The organism is Vibrio sp. OPT24, assembly GCF_015163545.1.
GTDB lineage: Bacteria > Pseudomonadota > Gammaproteobacteria > Enterobacterales > Vibrionaceae > Vibrio > Vibrio cyclitrophicus.
This window is the reverse complement of the sequence record NZ_JADDYI010000053.1, coordinates 572,101-588,898: the sequence shown is the minus strand read 5'-3', so window position 1 is coordinate 588,898 and position 16,798 is coordinate 572,101. Positions and strand designations below refer to the sequence as shown.

General features: G+C 47.1%; 26 protein-coding genes. All 26 read left to right on the top strand.

What is annotated here, in order from left to right:
* Nucleotides 1–160: 160 nt before the first annotated feature.
* The 26 genes from IQO02_RS16380 (at nt 161) to IQO02_RS16255 (ending at nt 16,724) form a co-directional block, all read left to right on the top strand.
* Nucleotides 161–1,036, top strand: a complete 876-nt coding sequence (locus IQO02_RS16380) for a GPO family capsid scaffolding protein (protein WP_017083973.1) — start codon at nt 161–163, stop codon at nt 1,034–1,036.
* On the top strand, nt 1,037–2,047 hold the full coding sequence (locus tag IQO02_RS16375; protein WP_193838604.1) for a phage major capsid protein, P2 family: 1,011 nt from the start codon (nt 1,037–1,039) through the stop codon (nt 2,045–2,047). It begins immediately after the preceding gene.
* Nucleotides 2,048–2,056: 9 nt separating this feature from the next.
* Nucleotides 2,057–2,773 carry a phage terminase small subunit gene (gpM, locus tag IQO02_RS16370; RefSeq protein ID WP_016788144.1) on the top strand — a complete coding sequence of 239 codons (717 nt, stop codon included), beginning with the start codon at nt 2,057–2,059 and terminating at the stop codon, nt 2,771–2,773.
* A gap of 129 nt (nt 2,774–2,902) precedes the next feature.
* Nucleotides 2,903–3,322 carry a head completion/stabilization protein gene (locus IQO02_RS16365; protein ID WP_016796846.1) on the top strand — a complete coding sequence of 140 codons (420 nt, stop codon included), beginning with the start codon at nt 2,903–2,905 and terminating at the stop codon, nt 3,320–3,322.
* On the top strand, nt 3,319–3,810 hold the full coding sequence (locus IQO02_RS16360) for a phage tail protein (RefSeq protein ID WP_016788146.1): 492 nt from the start codon (nt 3,319–3,321) through the stop codon (nt 3,808–3,810). The genes IQO02_RS16365 and IQO02_RS16360 overlap by 4 nt, the downstream gene beginning before the upstream one ends.
* Entirely contained in the window at nt 3,794–4,450 is a 657-nt protein-coding gene (locus IQO02_RS16355) for a virion morphogenesis protein (protein ID WP_016796845.1), read from the top strand. Before IQO02_RS16360 ends, IQO02_RS16355 begins: the two co-directional genes overlap by 17 nt.
* Before the next feature lie 15 nt (nt 4,451–4,465).
* Nucleotides 4,466–5,587, top strand: coding sequence for a DUF2586 domain-containing protein (locus IQO02_RS16350; RefSeq protein WP_102576115.1), 1,122 nt, complete (start codon nt 4,466–4,468; stop codon nt 5,585–5,587).
* A 2-nt stretch (nt 5,588–5,589) separates the two neighbouring features.
* Nucleotides 5,590–6,045, top strand: coding sequence for a phage protein (locus IQO02_RS16345; RefSeq protein WP_016788149.1), 456 nt, complete (start codon nt 5,590–5,592; stop codon nt 6,043–6,045).
* 26 nt (nt 6,046–6,071) lie between these two features.
* Nucleotides 6,072–6,290, top strand: a complete 219-nt coding sequence (locus IQO02_RS16340) for a TraR/DksA C4-type zinc finger protein (protein ID WP_016788150.1) — start codon at nt 6,072–6,074, stop codon at nt 6,288–6,290.
* A complete protein-coding gene (locus tag IQO02_RS16335; protein ID WP_016788151.1) occupies nt 6,287–6,709 on the top strand; it encodes a DUF5675 family protein in 423 nt (140 codons plus the stop codon). Before IQO02_RS16340 ends, IQO02_RS16335 begins: the two co-directional genes overlap by 4 nt.
* A 3-nt stretch (nt 6,710–6,712) precedes the next feature.
* Nucleotides 6,713–7,297 (top strand): 3TM-type holin, encoded by a 585-nt coding sequence (locus IQO02_RS16330; protein ID WP_016789676.1) that lies wholly within the window; start codon nt 6,713–6,715, stop codon nt 7,295–7,297.
* The gene (locus IQO02_RS16325; RefSeq protein WP_016788153.1) at nt 7,298–7,534 is read left to right on the top strand and encodes a hypothetical protein; all 237 of its coding nucleotides are present in this window, start codon (nt 7,298–7,300) and stop codon (nt 7,532–7,534) included.
* Nucleotides 7,531–7,794, top strand: a complete 264-nt coding sequence (locus IQO02_RS16320) for a putative phage tail assembly chaperone (protein WP_016789677.1) — start codon at nt 7,531–7,533, stop codon at nt 7,792–7,794. Before IQO02_RS16325 ends, IQO02_RS16320 begins: the two co-directional genes overlap by 4 nt.
* Before the next feature lie 41 nt (nt 7,795–7,835).
* Nucleotides 7,836–7,979 (top strand): DUF6890 family protein, encoded by a 144-nt coding sequence (locus IQO02_RS16315; protein ID WP_016788155.1) that lies wholly within the window; start codon nt 7,836–7,838, stop codon nt 7,977–7,979.
* A 27-nt stretch (nt 7,980–8,006) separates the two neighbouring features.
* Entirely contained in the window at nt 8,007–10,121 is a 2,115-nt protein-coding gene (locus tag IQO02_RS16310) for a phage tail tape measure protein (RefSeq protein ID WP_193838603.1), read from the top strand.
* Nucleotides 10,121–10,453: a DUF2590 family protein gene (locus IQO02_RS16305; protein ID WP_193838602.1), complete on the top strand. Its 333-nt coding sequence runs from the start codon at nt 10,121–10,123 to the stop codon at nt 10,451–10,453. Before IQO02_RS16310 ends, IQO02_RS16305 begins: the two co-directional genes overlap by 1 nt.
* Nucleotides 10,446–11,633 (top strand): baseplate J/gp47 family protein, encoded by a 1,188-nt coding sequence (locus IQO02_RS16300; RefSeq protein WP_193838601.1) that lies wholly within the window; start codon nt 10,446–10,448, stop codon nt 11,631–11,633. Before IQO02_RS16305 ends, IQO02_RS16300 begins: the two co-directional genes overlap by 8 nt.
* Nucleotides 11,634–11,652: 19 nt before the next feature.
* Nucleotides 11,653–12,153 carry a hypothetical protein gene (locus IQO02_RS16295; RefSeq protein WP_193838628.1) on the top strand — a complete coding sequence of 167 codons (501 nt, stop codon included), beginning with the start codon at nt 11,653–11,655 and terminating at the stop codon, nt 12,151–12,153.
* Between the two features lie 4 nt (nt 12,154–12,157).
* Entirely contained in the window at nt 12,158–12,751 is a 594-nt protein-coding gene (locus IQO02_RS16290; protein ID WP_193838600.1) for a phage tail protein, read from the top strand.
* Entirely contained in the window at nt 12,744–13,619 is an 876-nt protein-coding gene (locus IQO02_RS16285) for a hypothetical protein (protein ID WP_193838599.1), read from the top strand. The genes IQO02_RS16290 and IQO02_RS16285 overlap by 8 nt, the downstream gene beginning before the upstream one ends.
* Entirely contained in the window at nt 13,620–13,964 is a 345-nt protein-coding gene (locus IQO02_RS16280; protein WP_193838598.1) for a phage tail assembly chaperone, read from the top strand.
* A gap of 8 nt (nt 13,965–13,972) precedes the next feature.
* Nucleotides 13,973–14,509, top strand: a complete 537-nt coding sequence (locus IQO02_RS16275) for an adenine glycosylase (RefSeq protein ID WP_193838597.1) — start codon at nt 13,973–13,975, stop codon at nt 14,507–14,509.
* A gap of 15 nt (nt 14,510–14,524) precedes the next feature.
* Complete coding sequence (locus IQO02_RS16270) at nt 14,525–15,214, top strand: hypothetical protein (RefSeq protein WP_193838596.1); 690 nt, start codon at nt 14,525–14,527, stop codon at nt 15,212–15,214.
* Complete coding sequence (locus IQO02_RS16265; RefSeq protein ID WP_193838595.1) at nt 15,205–15,903, top strand: hypothetical protein; 699 nt, start codon at nt 15,205–15,207, stop codon at nt 15,901–15,903. The genes IQO02_RS16270 and IQO02_RS16265 overlap by 10 nt, the downstream gene beginning before the upstream one ends.
* Entirely contained in the window at nt 15,903–16,100 is a 198-nt protein-coding gene (locus IQO02_RS16260; RefSeq protein WP_193838594.1) for a hypothetical protein, read from the top strand. Before IQO02_RS16265 ends, IQO02_RS16260 begins: the two co-directional genes overlap by 1 nt.
* A 186-nt stretch (nt 16,101–16,286) precedes the next feature.
* Entirely contained in the window at nt 16,287–16,724 is a 438-nt protein-coding gene (locus IQO02_RS16255) for a hypothetical protein (RefSeq protein ID WP_193838593.1), read from the top strand.
* Nucleotides 16,725–16,798: the final 74 nt, after the last annotated feature.

Genomic DNA, 16,798 nt, shown 5'->3' with positions numbered 1-16,798 from the left:
GAGGTAACAACCTAAATTGCATAGCAAAATTCGGATGGGTTCGGATACGCCCTGTATCCGAATTGGTCGGAATTGAAGTGGCTGAAACGGGTAAATCAAAGGCGTATTGTGAATGCCAGAAACACCTAACTGACAAATTAATACTAGGTAAAAAACTCAAATGGCAAAAACCAGTGATTGGAAAATTGTAGCAACAGAAGGGCCGACGGTTGATGGTCGTAAGATCACCCGAGAATGGCTCATGCAGATTGCAGAAAATTACGCCTTGAGTGAATACACCGCTTTGATTTGGCCTGAACACAAACGCTTTGCTGGTTACGGAAGTAACTGGGGCAAAGTGCTTGCCGTAAAAGCTGAAGAAGTGGATGGGAAAATGCGCTTGTTTGCCAAGCTTGAACCTAATCAATATTTACTTGAAGCCAATAAGCTTGGGCAGAAGCTGTTTACCTCCATAGAACCCAACCCAGACTATAAAGGGCAAGGAAAGTGCTACCTGATGGGATTAGCCGTGACCGATTCCCCGGCGTCGTCTGGTGTTTCATTACTTCAGTTTTCGCGACAAGAAGGTCAAACCACAGAGCTGAGTTGCAGCCAACTGGAAGAAATCAGCCTTGATGAGTGTTACTCAAAAACAGACCGATTCTTTGCCTTGTGTAATGCCTTTTTCAATTCTGGTGATGAACAACCAGAGCCACAACCTGATCCTGAACCAGAGGAAGAAGAAGTGAACGAAGAACAATTCAAAGCTGCAATGAAAGAGCAGTTCGGCATTATGAAAGGTGAGCTAAAGGAGGAACTCAAACAAGAGTTTAACCTGCAAACGCAAACGCCTAATGAACCCGAAGCCAAACCCGAAGGTGAAATTCAAACGTTCTCTTTGGAGCAGTTCTCTAGTGAATTAGAGAAGCAGCTTGCTCCTGTAGCCGAGCAAGTACAAAACCTTGAAACCCAGTTCGCAAAGCTTAAGCAAGAAGTCCCTGGTCAAAAGCCTGGTGAAGAAGGCAACGGCGGCGAATCAACAGTGGAGGTCGTGTAAATGCTCAATGCAGTATCGACTCAATTTTTAGATGAATATTGCCAAGCCGTAGCAAAAGCGGGCGGCGTTGTAGATGCGTCTAAGCAATTCAATATCACGCCTGTGATGGAAACCAAGCTTCGCCAAGCCATTGTTGAATCCGACTCTTTCTTAAACCGTATTTCGAATATCTCGGTTGACCAAATTAAAGGTCAAGTGATCGATGTGGGTGACAGTGGCTTGCTGACAGGTCGAGTGAAAGACGGTCGTTTCATGGGCTCTCTTGACCAAAGTGGCAATACCTACGAGTTAACCGAAACGGACTCAGGCGCTCATATCAACTGGATCACGATGACAATCTGGGCGAACTCGGGTGGTAAAGGTCAGTGGATGAAGCTGATGAACAACGCCATCACGCGTAATTTTGCCTTAGATAAGCTGCGTATTGGTTTCCATGGCACCTCCATTGCGGGTGAGAGTACGGATCCTAAAGCAAACCCGATGGGTGAAGACGTTAACAAAGGCTGGCTACAACTCGCAAAAGAGAAGGCACCGGCTCAAGTCTTACCTGCGGTGAAATTGGATTCGACAGGGGCAACCGAGGGTTCATATCGAAACCTCGATTCACTGGTTAACGATCTGATTAACACCACTATCCATGAAGTGCATCAAGGCGACCCTGATTTAGTTGTTCTGATTGGCCGCAACTTAGTGGCCGCGGAGCAGCATCGTTTATTGGAATCGGCAGAAGTACCCACCGAGCACAAAGCCGCGCAGAGCTTGGCTAAGACCGTTGCAGCTAAAACGGTGTATACACCGCCATTTTTCCCGCCGGACATGATTTGGGTAACGAACTTAAGCAACCTGCAAATCCTGACTCAAAAAGGAACGCAGTGGCGTAAGTCTCGTAATGAAGAAGACCGTAAGCGCTTCGAAACGTCATACCTACGTATGGAAGGTTACGCGGTGGGCAATTACCACAAGTTTGCAGCGATTGAAGAAGTCACTGTCATTGTGCCAGCCGCAGGTTAAGGGGAAGACATGGCCAGTCCATTAGCGAAGTTGCGCCAAGAAGCCTTGGCAAAACAGCAAAAGCAATCGACACCTGAGAAACAGTTTGTTGCTAATCCTAACAGCCTTCACCTGCTTTTAGCTGAACTCGAAAGTGATTTGAAGGTGCTAAAAACCTTCAATCGTAAGGATGAAAAGGTGAACCACAAACGTGAAGTTTTGGTCCCTAAATATCGTGAAGCAATTGAAGCTTACCTAGCCGGTGACGAGCAGTTCGATAACCCGTTATTTACTCAGATGGTGATTTGGCTCTTTGATATCGAAGATCTAGAAACCGCCATCAAGTGGTGTGATATCGCTATTGAACGCGGGCTAGATACACCAGAACGATTCAAGCGTGATTTTGCCACCTTCTGTGCGGATGAAGTCTTGGCTTGGTCAGAGCGTATGGCAGACAAAGGCCAATCGATTGAGCCTTACTTCTCCCAGGTATTTGAGAAGGTCACTGACGACTGGAGCATCAACGAAAAGCCAACGGCTAAATGGTTGAAGTTCGCGGGCCTGTACCTACTGCGTAACGATGAAGGTAAGCCTCATGCGGCCTCTGTCGGAGATGTGGCGACGTTACAGAAAGCGCGAACTCATCTTCAAAACGCGCATGAGCAATACAGCGCGATTGGTGTTAGCACCATGATCGATAACATCGACCAACGTATCCGAGCATTAGAGAGTGGCGACAACCTCTAGCTTAAAACAGCTCCTATGCCACCGCGCCTCGACTGACGAGGAAGAGCAAGTGATTCATCACCCTGCTTATTCCGTCGACTCAGTGGCTAGAGGCGCCCTAATTAACTGCAGTAGCAAAAAGGTTGAATCATGAGCTTTGGCGGAAAAATGGATAAAACGAGTGACCAAACCATACCTGGTGAAGGTTGGCCAAGCTTATCGACCGATGAGTTTCGCCAATTACGCCGTATTCCGCATACGTTTGATAACGACTCTATTGCTGCAGCCATCACGATTGCTGCGCTGAATATTCAAGAGAAGTTAGATCGCTTGTTGGTTGATGGTATTCCGCCATCAATGAGCATCGCCAAAACCACATTGTACAAACGTGCGGTGTATGGCCGAGCTCACTCTGAATTGTTACCCGAGTTTGCGACTCAAGACAGGCGTAAAGAAGGGGACAACGCGGCGATAGATGAGCCACAACAGGCGGCACGTTTCCTAGCTCAAAGTAATAAAGATGTCTCTCAATTGCTCGGGCGCAGTGCTAATGGCATCGATTCGATATGAGCGACACGGTTTACAACAAAACCAAGCTTGAGCATTTAACGGATTACATCGTTAGTCACCTCAATAGCAATGTTCTCGATAACAAGATTGATGCGTGGCAAGAAAACGGATCGATAGTGCCAAGTGGTGAAGACCGTGGGAACGGTGGGTATATCGCCTGTTTCTGGAAATACAACGCGGTGATCTCGGTTGAGGAATTCCCTCACCAATTACTAGACCCACGCTGTTTGTTGGCTCTGATTGCTTGCTGGTTAAGTGACCATGAAGAAGAGCGTAACGAGCAAGAGCTTGAAGACCCGACTTTATCAGTGGATGTGATCAGCAGCGAAGCGGCCGATGTGAGTATTGAACTTGAACTGATGGAGCCGATAGAACTGGTACCTGATGAAGCAGGAATGATCACTTGGCGCGGGACTCGATACCGAGTTCAAGCCGTCGAGATATATACCGCCGAAGAAGCGGAGTTGGTGAATGAAGCCGACAGTTAATGTCAATCAAAGGGATGTGCTCAACCTGCAAGAAAAGCTTGCCATGTTAGCGCTTCCACCCAGAAAGCGTGTTTGGATATTGAAAACCCTAGGGCGTTGGGAAAAAGCCAAGACTCGAAAGCGCATTCAGCAACAAAAAGACATTCACGGCCAAGCCTTAGCACCGAAGAAACGGAATAAGCGCGGAAAAGTCATGCGACGTATGGCCAAGGGGTTGACCCCCTATGTAAGAAACGCCAATACGCTCGACCTAACTTGGAGCAATCCGCTCACCGCAAAAATTGCAGCCAGGCATCACCTTGGTCAAAAGCAAAAAATGACCAAGCGCCAAATGCAAAAGCGGTGGGGAAAACCAAACTATTCTGCGCCTTGCTCTAAAGGGCAAGCGAGAAAACTGAGGGAACTGGGTTACACGGTCCCGCGTAAGAGTGGCAAGGGAAGGAAGAAACCCACACTCAAGTTGTTGATGGCTACCGTAACCCACGGGCAAGCAGGACAAATTATTCGTGAGTTGAGCAATCAACCGAGTGTGTCGACTTGGGATATCCCCTTAAAAGAACGTCAGATATTAGGCAGTAAGGAACGCGAAGTCACCCGCCAACTCATCACCATTTTTGAGCAGGCCAGAAAGCGAAAATAAGCGAGGAAATAACCAATGGCAACCGGAAAGGTAGAGGTTAACAACCTCAATTTAGGGCAAGGCGGGATCCCAGAAATTGAACGCCACCTGCTTTATATCGGGCGTACCGATAAAGCTGAACTGCAAGGCAAAGTCACGCGTGTGAATAACATGACCAACCTTGATGAGGTCGTAGCCGATGACGCTCTGGGCGCTAACCTCAAAGCGGCGCAGCTCAATGGGAAACAGAACTGGACAGGCGCCGTGTTTGGTCTCGCTGAAGGTAAAACGTGGCAGGAAGCGGTTGATATTGCTAATCGCACGGACTCGTTTGAAGGGGTTTGTGTGGTGGACATCGTGACCAGCAAAGCAGATTTTCAAGCGATGCAAAGTAAAGCGACTGAGCTCACCAGCAAGCTTGGCCGTTGGGTGTTCTTCTTAGCGGCGTGTCCTGGCATCGATAAGAGTAAGCAAACTTGGGCGAAATACGAAACCAGTCTATTGGCGTTAGTGAAAGATGTGTCGGCCAATATGGTGACGCCTGTGCCGATGCTCAATGGCAATAACATTGGTGTGTTGGGTGGGCGCTTGTGCGATCGAGCGGTGACTGTCGCCGACAGTCCAATGCGAGTAGCAACGGGCAGCGTGTTGGGGCTTGGTGAAATGCCTATTGATAGCGCAGGTAAACCACTGGAAATGAGCACCATCGCAGTGTTAGCCGATGCGCGCTATTCATTGCCGCAATGGTATGCCGACATGGAAGGGGTGTATTGGACAGACGCGACTACGTTGGAAGCGAAGGGCGGGGACTATCAATATCTAGAATACGTTCGTCCGGTTCACAAACTGAATCGCCGCGTTCGCATCAAAGCGATCCGCCGTATTGCTGACCGCATCCTGAATTCAACGCCACCGAGTATCGAACTTAACCGCACTTACTTCAGCAAAGACATGCGCGATATGTCGAAGACCACGGAGATTGGTGGCATTCCGTTCCCTGGTGAAATCATGCCACCAAGCGATCAAGACGTCACCATCACGTGGCAAAGCAAAACAAAAGTCGTGATTGGTTTGATGGTCACGCCACACAACTGCCCGAAACAAATTGTTGTGAACATTGGGCTTGATCTCTCTAACCCTGCAGATACGGAGGCGTAACCATGAGCATGCGTATTTCTGGCAAGAACATGCACTTTTCAATGGGTGACTACAAGCTCACCGCGCAAAAGGTCACGCTGTCGATTGAAGATAATTCTGCCGTCAACAAAACCAATGGTGTGCCTGACGGCTATGTCGATGGTGATGTGGCCGCCAGTGGTGAAATGGAACTGACCACGCAGCAATTTAACCGATTAGGCAAAGCCGCTAAAAGCGCCGGCTCTTGGCGCGGTATGCCGGACTTTGATGCCTTGTTCTACGGCAAAATTGATAAAGACGAATTGAAGATTGAAGCCTTTGGTTGTCGTCTGAAAATCTCAGACTTACTCGATGCGGATTCCAATGGTGGCAGTGCATTAGTCCATAAGTTGCCGTTCGAAGTGACCAGTCCAGATTTTGTGAAAATCAATGGCGTTCCATATTTGCGCCCAGATGAAACCGAAGATTTGGTTCAGTAACGTTTACTCAGTAAGTAGGGATTGAAATGTCTGATGTTCTTGACCAAGCCAGTGGCTTTGAAAGCCAATTCACGGAAGTGGCGCTTACCAACCAGTTGGCAAGGGCTAAGCAAGTTAACCAGCGGGAAAGCGCACAGGAATGCGGCGAATGCGGTGTTCCCATTCCAGAAGCTCGCCGCCAACACATATCAGGGTGCCAATATTGCACTCAATGCCAAAGCGAATTGGAGCGAATGAAACGATGAAACACTATTTGATGAAACGCCGTTACTTTGAACATGGCACCTATTCGTATCTCTATCGTCCTGATGGTTCCAAAGTCTGTTGCGTGGTTGAACGACCAATGCTCAACAACAAGCCTAGTGAATCTTGCATTGTTGAAGGCACTTACGACCTTTTGCCGCATCAATCTCCACGCTTTGGCCACTGTTACGCAGTAGAAGAGCCAATGTTAGGCGTCACCCGCAGCGGGCCAAGCCTTCGAACTCATGTGCTGATCCATAAGGCCAATAAACCGAGTGATCTGCAGGGGTGTTTAGCACCCGGTGTCGATTTTGGTTTCGTCGGAAATGAATGGGCCGTTGTCAATTCTAGTCACGCTTTCAAAGTGTTGATGGCAGAGCTGAACGGTAAACCAGCCAAACTCACCATCGTTAAGGATTAAATCATGTGGGACAAAATTAAATCACTACTTGGTAGCGCAGCGCCACTTATTGGCACTGTTATCGGTGGCCCTGCAGGGGGCGCGGTTGCGGGAATGGTCGCCAGTGCACTTGGAGTGGACAGCAGCCCGAAAGCCATTGAACAGGCACTTATCAATAACCCAGAAGCGTTATTGAAAATTAAACAGCTTGAGTCTGATGAACGGGTAAAGCTTCGTGAATTTGCCTTTCAACATGCTGAACTGGAAAGTGAAGAACGTAAGCTTGCCATAGCCCAACAAGCCTCAACAATGAAAGTAGAAATGGCGAGTCATGATCCATTTGTAAGGCGTTGGCGTCCTACTTGGGGTTACACCTTGTGTTTGAGTTGGGCGCTGATGTTCTTTGGACTGTTTGTTGTGATGATTATGGAGCCCAAAGAAGCGGCCAATGTCGTCAATGCTATTGTCGCGCTGACACCATTGATTTCTGTTGCTCTGGCTGTACTTGGTGTGAACATCCACAAACGTTCCGTAGATAAGCAAATCACTGCGGGGCAAAAGCCGTTTAGCCTAATTGGTGGACTAAAGCAGGCGGTAAAAGGGGGTTAGATGGACCCGACTTGGTTATCTGCGCTGGTCGCCCTTGCCACTTTGTTGGTGATGTTGATCGGTGCATTGATTAGCAAGCTGTTTTCTCTTTCGAAAGAGCTTGCTGATTATAAAACCCATGTGGCGGAGAGCTACGCCACCAAAGAAGAAGTGAAGGATGGTTTTGAGCGACTTGAGCGTCAACTTGAAACCGGACTCACCCGAATTTATGAATCACTAAAGCGAGAAGCAGCATGACAAAATCCATTGTTTTAACCGTTGGAACAGCCGACCTTGAATTCAACCCAACACCGGCAGAATACGACGAAGCGCAAAATACCATCCTTTCGGGTGATGCAAGCGCGGCAGCACACAACTTTTTGATGAGCTGTGTGAGTGAAGGTTCAAAAGACGCACTGCGTGAGATGACTAAAGAGAACGCCGGTGCAGCAATGCAGATTTATGGTGCGGTTCTTAAAGAGTACACGCCGAAGCTTGTTATCTCCGTAAAAAAATAGATGCGCTTGTCGCGGCCATTGATGGCAGTGACAGGCAAAAGATGTATGCGTGGCGGCGTAAGTGGCTACCCGATGCCCCTGATACTGATCAAAATCTTGCCTATGCGATTTGGTTAGAGAAGAACCATTGGGAAAACATGCAAGCCGTTACTGCAAGTGGGGTGGCCAAAGCTTTTGGCGCCTAACTCTAATCAGCATAAAGAGAGTGGTTGATGTTACCTGAAGCGCTCAGATTTCAAGTTGGATTGATTGACCAGATATCAAAACCTCTAGGCAACATTCAGCGCCAAATATCCGATGTCACGAATACCTACAAACAAGGTACTCAAACTATGGTTTCGGGCGCAGCTGGCATGGTAGGCGCAGGTTTTGCCCTGCAACAAGCTTTAATGCCAGCCATTGAAATGGATAGAAAGCTCGGTGAAGTCAAGTCACTCGGCGTTGCTGATGACCAACTCAAAACCCTTGCTCAAACGGCAATGAAATTCTCTGTGGATTATGGAAAGTCAGCGACGGAGTTTGTGGCCGCTTCTTATGATATCCAATCCGCGATTGCTGGATTAGGAGGTAACGAGCTGTCTGAGTTTACGAGAGCGTCGGGTGTGCTCGCGGCTGCAACGAAAGCGGATACTGGAACCATCACCAATTACGTTGGGACCATGTATGGCATTTTTCAAAACTCGGCCAATGAAATGGGCAAAGCGGATTGGGTGAACACGCTAGGTGGTCAAACGGCCAGAGCTGTGCAGATGTTCAAAACGACTGGCGCTGGTATGTCTTCTGCGTTTACCTCTGTTGGAGCGGCGGCGACCTCTGTTGGTGTCGGCATGACCGAGCAAATGGCGATTCTCGGTACGTTGCAAGCCACGATGAGTGGCAGCGAAGCGGGCACAAAATACCGCTCGTTCTTGGCGGGTACCGCAAAAGCTCAAGAAGCATTGAACATGCAGTTCACTAATGCTCAAGGGCAGATGCTGCCTATTGTCGACATTCTTAACCAAATTAAAGGCCGTTACGGTGACACGATTTCGGTAGCAGAAGCGGCAGAACTGAGTAACGCGTTTGGTACCAAAGAAGCGTCGGCCATGATCCAGCTGCTGATGCAAAACACGGATGGTCTTGCCAACTCTATTTCTGAGCTTGGCGAAGTTAAGGGTTTGGATGTCGCCGAACAAATGGCTGGCGCCATGACCGACCAATGGGAACGGCTAGAGCAAGGCGTGTTTGCGGTGCGAACGGCCTTTGGCGCAGCATTGTTGCCCGCTCTTTTACCTGTGGTTTCAAGTTTGTCTGATGGCGCGATGGAAATCATCGAATGGACACAGATGTTCCCAAATCTCACCAAATACATTGGCTTTGCTGGCGTAGCTCTTTTGGGCTTGGTGGCTGCAGGTGGCCTGTTGACCATGATATCTGGCGCTTTGAAAGTAGCATGGGCAACGATGACTTTAGGTGTTGGTGTGACCAAAACCGTCACGGTGGCGATGTGGGGATTATCAAAAGGGGTGATGGGCGCTACATGGGCACTCTTGAAACTGTCGGTGGCGTTACTGGCTAACCCTATTTTCTTAATTGCTGCCGGTGTTGTGGCCGCCATTGCAGCGGTTGGGGCTCTGATTTATTACTGGGCCGACCTGAAAGCGTCGTTTGGTGATACGACCTGGTTTCAAGTGTTAGAAGGCGCAATCGCGTTAGTTACGCTGCCATTTAGAACACTGTTTGAGTTTATCAAAGCCGGTTGGCAATGGGTGATGAGTGGCTTTACCGATACCAGTGGTTTTACGTTTATTGGTCAGATGGTGAATTCGTTAATCAACGGATTTAGAAGCTTGGTTTTTGGTTGGCAGATGCTGAAAGTAGAAATGGCAGATACTGGGTGGTTTTCCGTAATTTCAGGGGCGTTAGAGCTACTGACGTTACCATTTCAAACGCTGTTTCAATTCCTGTCAGCAGGTTGGCAATGGGTAATGAGTGGTTTTACTGATACCACTGGCTTTGCCTTCATTGGACAAATGGCCGACTCGATGCGAAATGTCTTTGGCAGTGTCTTTAGTTGGTTTACGGATAAGTTGGCGGGGATTTGGGAAAACCTAAAAGGGCTTGTTGATTGGCTACCTGGCTTTGGCAATGAAAGTGATGATTTAGAAGTGAAATCTAAGTCAGTGCAAAGCGCCGCGCCTCAAGCTCAAGTCCAGTTAGGTGGCGCGGCCAAGAGTATTGCGAGTTACCAAACGAGTTCAACCAATTACGGGGGTGTTGCGATTTATCCCACTTACATGAGTAGCCCACAAGACATGGCGAGCGAACTAGAAATGGCAGCGGGCTAATGGCGGAGTACCTATATCAAGACATTCTCATTGAAAACGGTGACGTGGTCCTCGATGCAGGCCGTAACCCGGTGTTGATTCATGATCGTGCGGTGATTGCTCAAGACATTAAACACGCGATTATTGAAAGTAATGTCGCGATCCATTTGATAGCTGAACGTAGTCCCGCGAAAAAAGCGGACGCGCGCACGCAACTTGAACTGCTGGTCGAAGAAGACGTTCGTTTGGTGCCTGGTACGGTTCGCATCGAAGAAGTGAACGATGGGCAAATTTATATTTTTTCAGAAACGGTGCGCTTTGGCAGCGTAAGCACAGAGGTGAACTTTGACTGATATCCCGAAACCGAACTTTACCGAGCTTGCTGAAAAGGCGGGGTTACCGCTTGATGAAGACCAATGGAAGGCGGTGCTGATAGAAGAAGCAAAGAAGCAAGGTAGCATCGTTGCTAACGATTCTAAGTACTCCCCGTTTTGGCGTTTGATTGAAACCATGGTGATCAGCCCAACAGTGTGGCTTATCAATACGTTTTTGGTTGGGTATGTTCTGCCGAATATGTTTGTTGCAACTGCAGTCGGTAAATGGCTCGACTTATGGGCTTGGCAATTCAATGTATTGCGAAAACCTGCAACGAAAGCAGTGGGTCAAGTAGTGTTTCATCGCGCTGCATCAAAGGGGCCAGTTATTACCCTTGCTAAAGGAATATCTATTCAGACAGACCCAATAAACGGCACTGTTTATCGAGTGGTGTTAAAAGAAGACACCACGCTACCTGAAAATGAGCTGTCGGTTATTGGTGAAGTGGAAGCAGAACATGAAGGTGCGGCCTATAACCTTGGTGAAGGTTACTATCATATTTTTGCTACTGCGGTACCTGGCATAGGACAAGTTGTAAACTCGGCTGATTGGCTAATTGAAGCCGGGGCAGATGAAGAGACTGATGATCAGCTTCGAGTACGTATCCGTAATCAATTCAGTGGTGTTGCTAAATGGCATATAGATGCAGCTTACCGTTCATTGCTCATGCTACGAGCGGGTATCAATAGTGAAAATGTTTACTTTGAGCATAACGCGCCACGTGGGGCTGGTTCAGCCAACGCTTTCATTTTGTTGGACTCTGGTGAGCCATCCCCCCAAATGCTCAGTGACTTAAACAAGCATATCAATCGTGATGGTAACCACGGTCATGGTGATGATCTTCTTGTGTATGCGATGCCAGGTAACCTCATTGATGTGACATGCAAAGTATGGGTTGGTCGAGTGTTAACCGGAAAGGAAAGGCAAGAACTAGAAACGGATATCGGTCTATTCATTGGTTCAGCATTTAGGCAGAACACGGACTACAAGGCGACGAAAACTAAACCATCATCGCGCTTTAGTTTTTCAAGATTGGCGCAAGAGCTTCACGGCCAGTTCCCTGAACTTGAGTCGATTGAATTCGATAATGCTGATATTGCCAATGGTATGGAAGTACCTCGCATTAGTAGCTTGGGGGTGACCATTGCAACTGCCTGAATTTAAGTTAAAGCACTGGATGGGTAAAGGGGAAATACTCAAATTAGCAAACGTCCTTCTTGGATACTGGGATGCAATCAAAGCCGTGTTGGAGTGGCCGCTGCAGCAATTAGATCCGATGGTGGCTCCCATTGAGTTTGTGGACTTGATTGCTTGGCAACGAGACATAGAGCGACTTCCTGAGGAGCCAGAAGAAATTTATCGCATACGGGTGAACTTTGCATACTCCTTTGCGGCAGGTGGCGGCTCCGAAGTGGGTTGGGAAGATATGTTTGCCAAACTCGGTTATCCACACATCAAAATTGATGAAAGGCTGAACTATTACCCATGGGATATCGTGAGCGTCAAAGTAAATGATGGGGACATTAACGATGTACCTGGTTTGATGGATGCCATTGTAAGGCAATATGGGCGAACATGCCGACGATACAGCTTTGATGTGACCACTACCGCTAATTTTCATGTTTCGGTCGCTGAGTTCAGCCATACCCATGAAACCTACTCCGCTTCAATAGGATAAAAATATGGCAGTCATTACTATCGCGGGCGAACAGCTTATTGCACAAAAGCAGCAAGCGGAAGTTCCACTAGAAATCGCAGAGTTTGTTTTGGCTTACATGCCAGGTGTTGATCCTTCAGTGCCGCCAGAAAGAAATCAGTCGTTGCCTCCAAGCAACCAAATTCGACTAAGAATGGCCCCAACACGTAGCGCGTATGTGAATTTGAATGAAGTGGTTTACTCACTCATTTTGGATAACACAGTGGGTAACTTTGATTTTAATTGGCTTGGGTTACTCAGTGAAGAAGGTGTGTTGGTGTCTGCTAACCACATGGTGGTTCAGTCTAAACGCAAAAATAACGAACTGACTGGTGAAGAAGGGAACAACTTAACGCGTAACTTCTTGCTTAAGTTCTCGGGCGCACAATCTATCACGAATATCACCGTGCCAGCCGAAACATGGCAATTCAATTATTCAGACAAAATTAATTACTTTGACACGATGGTGGTGTCTTTAGCAGCAAATCACTTTGCTTCTCAAAAACACATTATCGAGCTTTATCACAAGAACATTCAAATCACTGAACGATTGAATGCATTGGAGAAACAAAATGGTTAATCAAAATATTGAGCAGCTGTTGCAGCAAGCTGTAGATCTGTCGATGGCCCAAACGCAAGAAAGCCGAGAGTTGGCAGACGAAGTTTCTGGGAAGATGGCAGATGTGGACCAGAAGGTTGTTGAGGCTGAGCAGCGAACAGATACAGCTATTGCGGAAGTTAGAGCAGCTATCCCAAAGGCAATAAATACAGAGTTGAGTAAAACGCTGCACCTTAATCCTAACACTGGTGATGATGCCAATATGGGAATGTCGAATGGTGATGCTGTTAAAACCATGTCGAGAGCCGTTGCACTGATTCCTGAGTTCGGTGGGGCAACGATTGAGTTGCTCGCTAATCTAGATTTTTCGGAACAGATTTTAGTGAGAAACAAGTTTCTTTCGATCAAATTAAATAGCTTTGAATTTAATCAATCAACGAACGCTGGCGGCTCAGCAGGTAATTTTAAAATTAGTGGGCTATCAAAAGTACATATTCATAACGGTCCCGTTAAAACTGCGCTACTTGACGGCAATGTAACGGTGGCAACTCGTGATAACGCATTATTTGCGCGGTCTGACAGCTCAGCAAACCGAGTGTTAATGTTTCGTGTTAACTTAAATTTGGGTGATTTGTGGTTGATGGCTAACCCTACTGTGTGTGGTGGTTTTGCTGAGATTTTAATGAGCCACTCGACGGTCGAAATCAATGAGTCAACAGTCAGCCCTTATCTACTGTATTCAGCATCAACACCTACATTGATAGATGTGAACATTTTTACGCTTCCCGAAGGTGTCTTACTTAAAGATCTAGTACATGGCGTTTCGTATTTTCCGGATGGCTCGCCAAGGAATATTTTTTCAACGAGCGATTTTTCGCAGGTGGTATAAATGATCTCATTAATTTATAACGGAAAACGTTATGAAAATTGGCCTGAAAAGGAACTACTATTGGCCGATGTTCCCAAGTCGGTGATTGATGCAGCGCTAAGCAATGAAAAGTGGCAGTCTGTTCGAAAAAAACGAAACAAGCTACTGTTAGAAACTGATGGGGCATACCTCCGTCATCATCGTGAACTTCGTAATGGTAAAATCGCAGATGATGCAGACAATCCAACTACACTATCGACCGTTCAACTTTCAGTGCTCGATGTATACGTTCAAACGCTTGCTGACATTCCGCAAACGTATAGTGAACCGGATGATGTGGTCTGGCCTAACAATCCTGTATTTTAAGGGAAGTTATGCTAACCCTAAACGGAACCCAACTCCCACTAAAGAACCTACGTATTAGCGTTCGTCAGCAATTGGCCGGACAAGACATGTCCGGCCAAACCTCGGCGACTGACCAAGCGGAAACAGGCAGCAAGGGTAAAATACTGACGGTGAAAGGCGTGATCCCTTTTACCAAAAATCAGTTGCTGACTAACTTGTTCAGTATGGCCGAAGCGCAAGAAAGCGACGCGCGCCAAATCTATCGTATCAGTAATAAAACAGCTGAGGCGTTGAAAATTCGCCAGGTGAAATTCCAAGGGGTGGTTCGTGCTGATGAGCAAGAGTCTCATCGTCAGTGGAGTGTCTCGTTTGAGCTGGTCGAACACCTATCGGTGCCAGAGCGAGTCGAACAGCGTCAACAGGATAAACCTGCAGCGCAGCAAAAAGTGCAGGGTGTGAATACACCGGTTGAAACAGGACAAACCGACGATGTACCGCCAGGCACGCAAGTGGAATTAACGGGCGTCATGAAGGTACTGAAAAGCGTGGATAATGCGCTGGCTTAAACGAGGGCGTGGCCAATGACAACCAACAACAAGTTTCTTTGTCGCGCTTACCTAGGTAAAGAGAAAACTAAGGTTAAAAGCCATCGTATTGTCTTCAGTGAAAATACGCCTGGTCGTTGTGAGCTTTCGGTTGAAGGCAACCCTGAACCAAGCACGCTCATCGCTATCGACTTAGGCTGGGGTGATGACATTACTCGCGTCTTCTTGGGTTACATCGAACGCGTTCAACCTGCTGAAAAAGGGTGGTCGAAAGTATTTTGCCGTGAGCTCGCGGCCATTCTCTATAAACCGCTCAATATCATATTGCGCCACCCCACACTTATGCAGCTGCTGAGCGAGGTCACCAATAAAACGGGGCTTCAATTTGTGGTACCCGAGAAGGCTTACAGTAAAACGGCTATTCCTTGTTTCTACAGTGATGGTAATGGGTATCGAGTCATCGATGAGCTAGCCCAGGCATTTAGCATTGATGATTTGTTCTGGCAGCAGCAAGGCAATGGCCAAGTGTATGTCGGCAGCTGGCCTGACTCATTTTGGGCAGATAAGCCGATCACTTTGCCCAATGCACTCATGACTAACCACACCGCCAACAAATCGGTAAAGATACCGGCTATCCCAAAGCTCAAGCCAGGTGTTTTGGTTAATGGGCTTCGATTAGTGGGTGTCGAGTTTGAAGGGACGGAGGCAAAGCTAACATGGATGTGAATACCATCAAGCGCATCATCTTTAGGTTGTTCCCTGAATTCACAGGGCGATGGCACTTACCCCGTTGGGGAAAGGTCGTAGCACTACCAGAGTTGCCTGAAGAGGGCGATTTATCCGATCGCTTTTACCCACATTACGCGGTAGATGTTCAGCTACTCGATGAAAAAGGCATGGAGTATGAAGATAAGTCACCACTGCAAGCGGTGCCGCTTCCCGTTCCTGGTCTAGGCGACCATGCTGGCCGTTTAGAGCCACCGGCTATCGGCAGTATTGTTGAACTCGGTTTCATGTTCGGTCAACCAGATAAGCCCTTTATTCGTTGCGTGCTGCCACTGGGATTCAAGCTACCAGGCATCAAAGAAGGTGAAAGCCGATACCAACAGCGCAAAGGTGTGTATCAATTGGTGGACCAGAAAGGCAACTTCGAGCGTAAGACCGACCAAGCCGACAAGCTTGAATGCCTTACTCAACAAATCAAAATACTAGAAAATCGAATCGCTGAAATTGATGGTAATCACACCGAAACCGTCAAAGGCGCTAGAACCATCAAAGCTAAAAACATCACCGAAGACGCCGACACCATCAAATTCAATGGCGGAAAAGGCGTGTGCACTGGCGCGAGCATTTGCCCCTTCATGGGTAAACCGCATGTCGATGTATCAACCACCGTATTCGCAGGAAAAGACTAATGGCATTAAGTAAAACATCATTGAAACAGAAGCTAGAAACCGAACTGAAAGCCCAGGGCTTTGTGCTCGATGGCGAATTCGCAATGGCTGGCATGATGGCTGAAGCCATCGCGAATGCTGTAGTAGATGAGATCACGCAGAACGCTCAAGTGGCAGTAACAGGTGGCAGTTCTGGGGGAAGTTACAAAGTAAGCTAGATAGATGAAGGGTAATTTGAACAAAATACATTCGAGATTATTGGTAACGAATTGTAAAACAGGCTTAATCATACAATAAGATTAAATTATACTGTATTCAGGAATGATTAACAGATTGCCGGATGCATATAATGCCCAATCAATTCAGGGTATAGAATAGTAATTATTAATAAAAGAGATGTTTAAATGAAAACATTTGCTGTGGCAATAGTTCTTGCCTTGAGTGTTGGTAATGTCTATGCAGATGAATGGTCAATTAACTCTCATGGAGTTGCTGTGGTACTGCAAAAGGAAGAGCCTGTAAGTGATAAGGTAGAAGTAATGATGGTCAGTTCAAATGGAATGTCATACATCATTTCAGGGTATGATGAGAGTTACTGCAATGATAGGGCGATTCTTGTTAATAATCAAGCAGTTAGCTTTGAATCTCACTTTGATGAATCAGATAACAAATATATCAAACCTCATCAGTGCTACTACACCCCAAAAACAGAAAAGGGTGCACGCTACTTGTTTGATGCGTTTGCTGAAAGCAATGAGGTTAAAGTTAACGGAACTAACTTCTCGGCAATTGGTTTTAAGAAAGCTATTGAACAACTGATTTCATTGAATGAGCCAATATGATTGTTGCTGGGTTAAAGAATCCAGATCTGAAAACAGATTTATTGTTACCTTGTTTTTATCTTAGATCTCAAAAT

What these genes read in the sequence shown, in the direction of transcription:
- IQO02_RS16380 (WP_017083973.1), top strand. Translation starts at nt 161, where the DNA reads ATGGCAAAAACCAGTGATTGGAAAATTGTAGCAACAGAAGGGCCGACG.
- IQO02_RS16375 (WP_193838604.1), top strand. Translation starts at nt 1,037, where the DNA reads ATGCTCAATGCAGTATCGACTCAATTTTTAGATGAATATTGCCAAGCC.
- gpM (WP_016788144.1), top strand. Translation starts at nt 2,057, where the DNA reads ATGGCCAGTCCATTAGCGAAGTTGCGCCAAGAAGCCTTGGCAAAACAG.
- IQO02_RS16365 (WP_016796846.1), top strand. Translation starts at nt 2,903, where the DNA reads ATGAGCTTTGGCGGAAAAATGGATAAAACGAGTGACCAAACCATACCT.
- IQO02_RS16360 (WP_016788146.1), top strand. Translation starts at nt 3,319, where the DNA reads ATGAGCGACACGGTTTACAACAAAACCAAGCTTGAGCATTTAACGGAT.
- IQO02_RS16355 (WP_016796845.1), top strand. Translation starts at nt 3,794, where the DNA reads ATGAAGCCGACAGTTAATGTCAATCAAAGGGATGTGCTCAACCTGCAA.
- IQO02_RS16350 (WP_102576115.1), top strand. Translation starts at nt 4,466, where the DNA reads ATGGCAACCGGAAAGGTAGAGGTTAACAACCTCAATTTAGGGCAAGGC.
- IQO02_RS16345 (WP_016788149.1), top strand. Translation starts at nt 5,590, where the DNA reads ATGAGCATGCGTATTTCTGGCAAGAACATGCACTTTTCAATGGGTGAC.
- IQO02_RS16340 (WP_016788150.1), top strand. Translation starts at nt 6,072, where the DNA reads ATGTCTGATGTTCTTGACCAAGCCAGTGGCTTTGAAAGCCAATTCACG.
- IQO02_RS16335 (WP_016788151.1), top strand. Translation starts at nt 6,287, where the DNA reads ATGAAACACTATTTGATGAAACGCCGTTACTTTGAACATGGCACCTAT.
- IQO02_RS16330 (WP_016789676.1), top strand. Translation starts at nt 6,713, where the DNA reads ATGTGGGACAAAATTAAATCACTACTTGGTAGCGCAGCGCCACTTATT.
- IQO02_RS16325 (WP_016788153.1), top strand. Translation starts at nt 7,298, where the DNA reads ATGGACCCGACTTGGTTATCTGCGCTGGTCGCCCTTGCCACTTTGTTG.
- IQO02_RS16320 (WP_016789677.1), top strand. Translation starts at nt 7,531, where the DNA reads ATGACAAAATCCATTGTTTTAACCGTTGGAACAGCCGACCTTGAATTC.
- IQO02_RS16315 (WP_016788155.1), top strand. Translation starts at nt 7,836, where the DNA reads ATGTATGCGTGGCGGCGTAAGTGGCTACCCGATGCCCCTGATACTGAT.
- IQO02_RS16310 (WP_193838603.1), top strand. Translation starts at nt 8,007, where the DNA reads ATGTTACCTGAAGCGCTCAGATTTCAAGTTGGATTGATTGACCAGATA.
- IQO02_RS16305 (WP_193838602.1), top strand. Translation starts at nt 10,121, where the DNA reads ATGGCGGAGTACCTATATCAAGACATTCTCATTGAAAACGGTGACGTG.
- IQO02_RS16295 (WP_193838628.1), top strand. Translation starts at nt 11,653, where the DNA reads ATGGGTAAAGGGGAAATACTCAAATTAGCAAACGTCCTTCTTGGATAC.
- IQO02_RS16290 (WP_193838600.1), top strand. Translation starts at nt 12,158, where the DNA reads ATGGCAGTCATTACTATCGCGGGCGAACAGCTTATTGCACAAAAGCAG.
- IQO02_RS16285 (WP_193838599.1), top strand. Translation starts at nt 12,744, where the DNA reads ATGGTTAATCAAAATATTGAGCAGCTGTTGCAGCAAGCTGTAGATCTG.
- IQO02_RS16280 (WP_193838598.1), top strand. Translation starts at nt 13,620, where the DNA reads ATGATCTCATTAATTTATAACGGAAAACGTTATGAAAATTGGCCTGAA.
- IQO02_RS16275 (WP_193838597.1), top strand. Translation starts at nt 13,973, where the DNA reads ATGCTAACCCTAAACGGAACCCAACTCCCACTAAAGAACCTACGTATT.
- IQO02_RS16270 (WP_193838596.1), top strand. Translation starts at nt 14,525, where the DNA reads ATGACAACCAACAACAAGTTTCTTTGTCGCGCTTACCTAGGTAAAGAG.
- IQO02_RS16265 (WP_193838595.1), top strand. Translation starts at nt 15,205, where the DNA reads ATGGATGTGAATACCATCAAGCGCATCATCTTTAGGTTGTTCCCTGAA.
- IQO02_RS16260 (WP_193838594.1), top strand. Translation starts at nt 15,903, where the DNA reads ATGGCATTAAGTAAAACATCATTGAAACAGAAGCTAGAAACCGAACTG.
- IQO02_RS16255 (WP_193838593.1), top strand. Translation starts at nt 16,287, where the DNA reads ATGAAAACATTTGCTGTGGCAATAGTTCTTGCCTTGAGTGTTGGTAAT.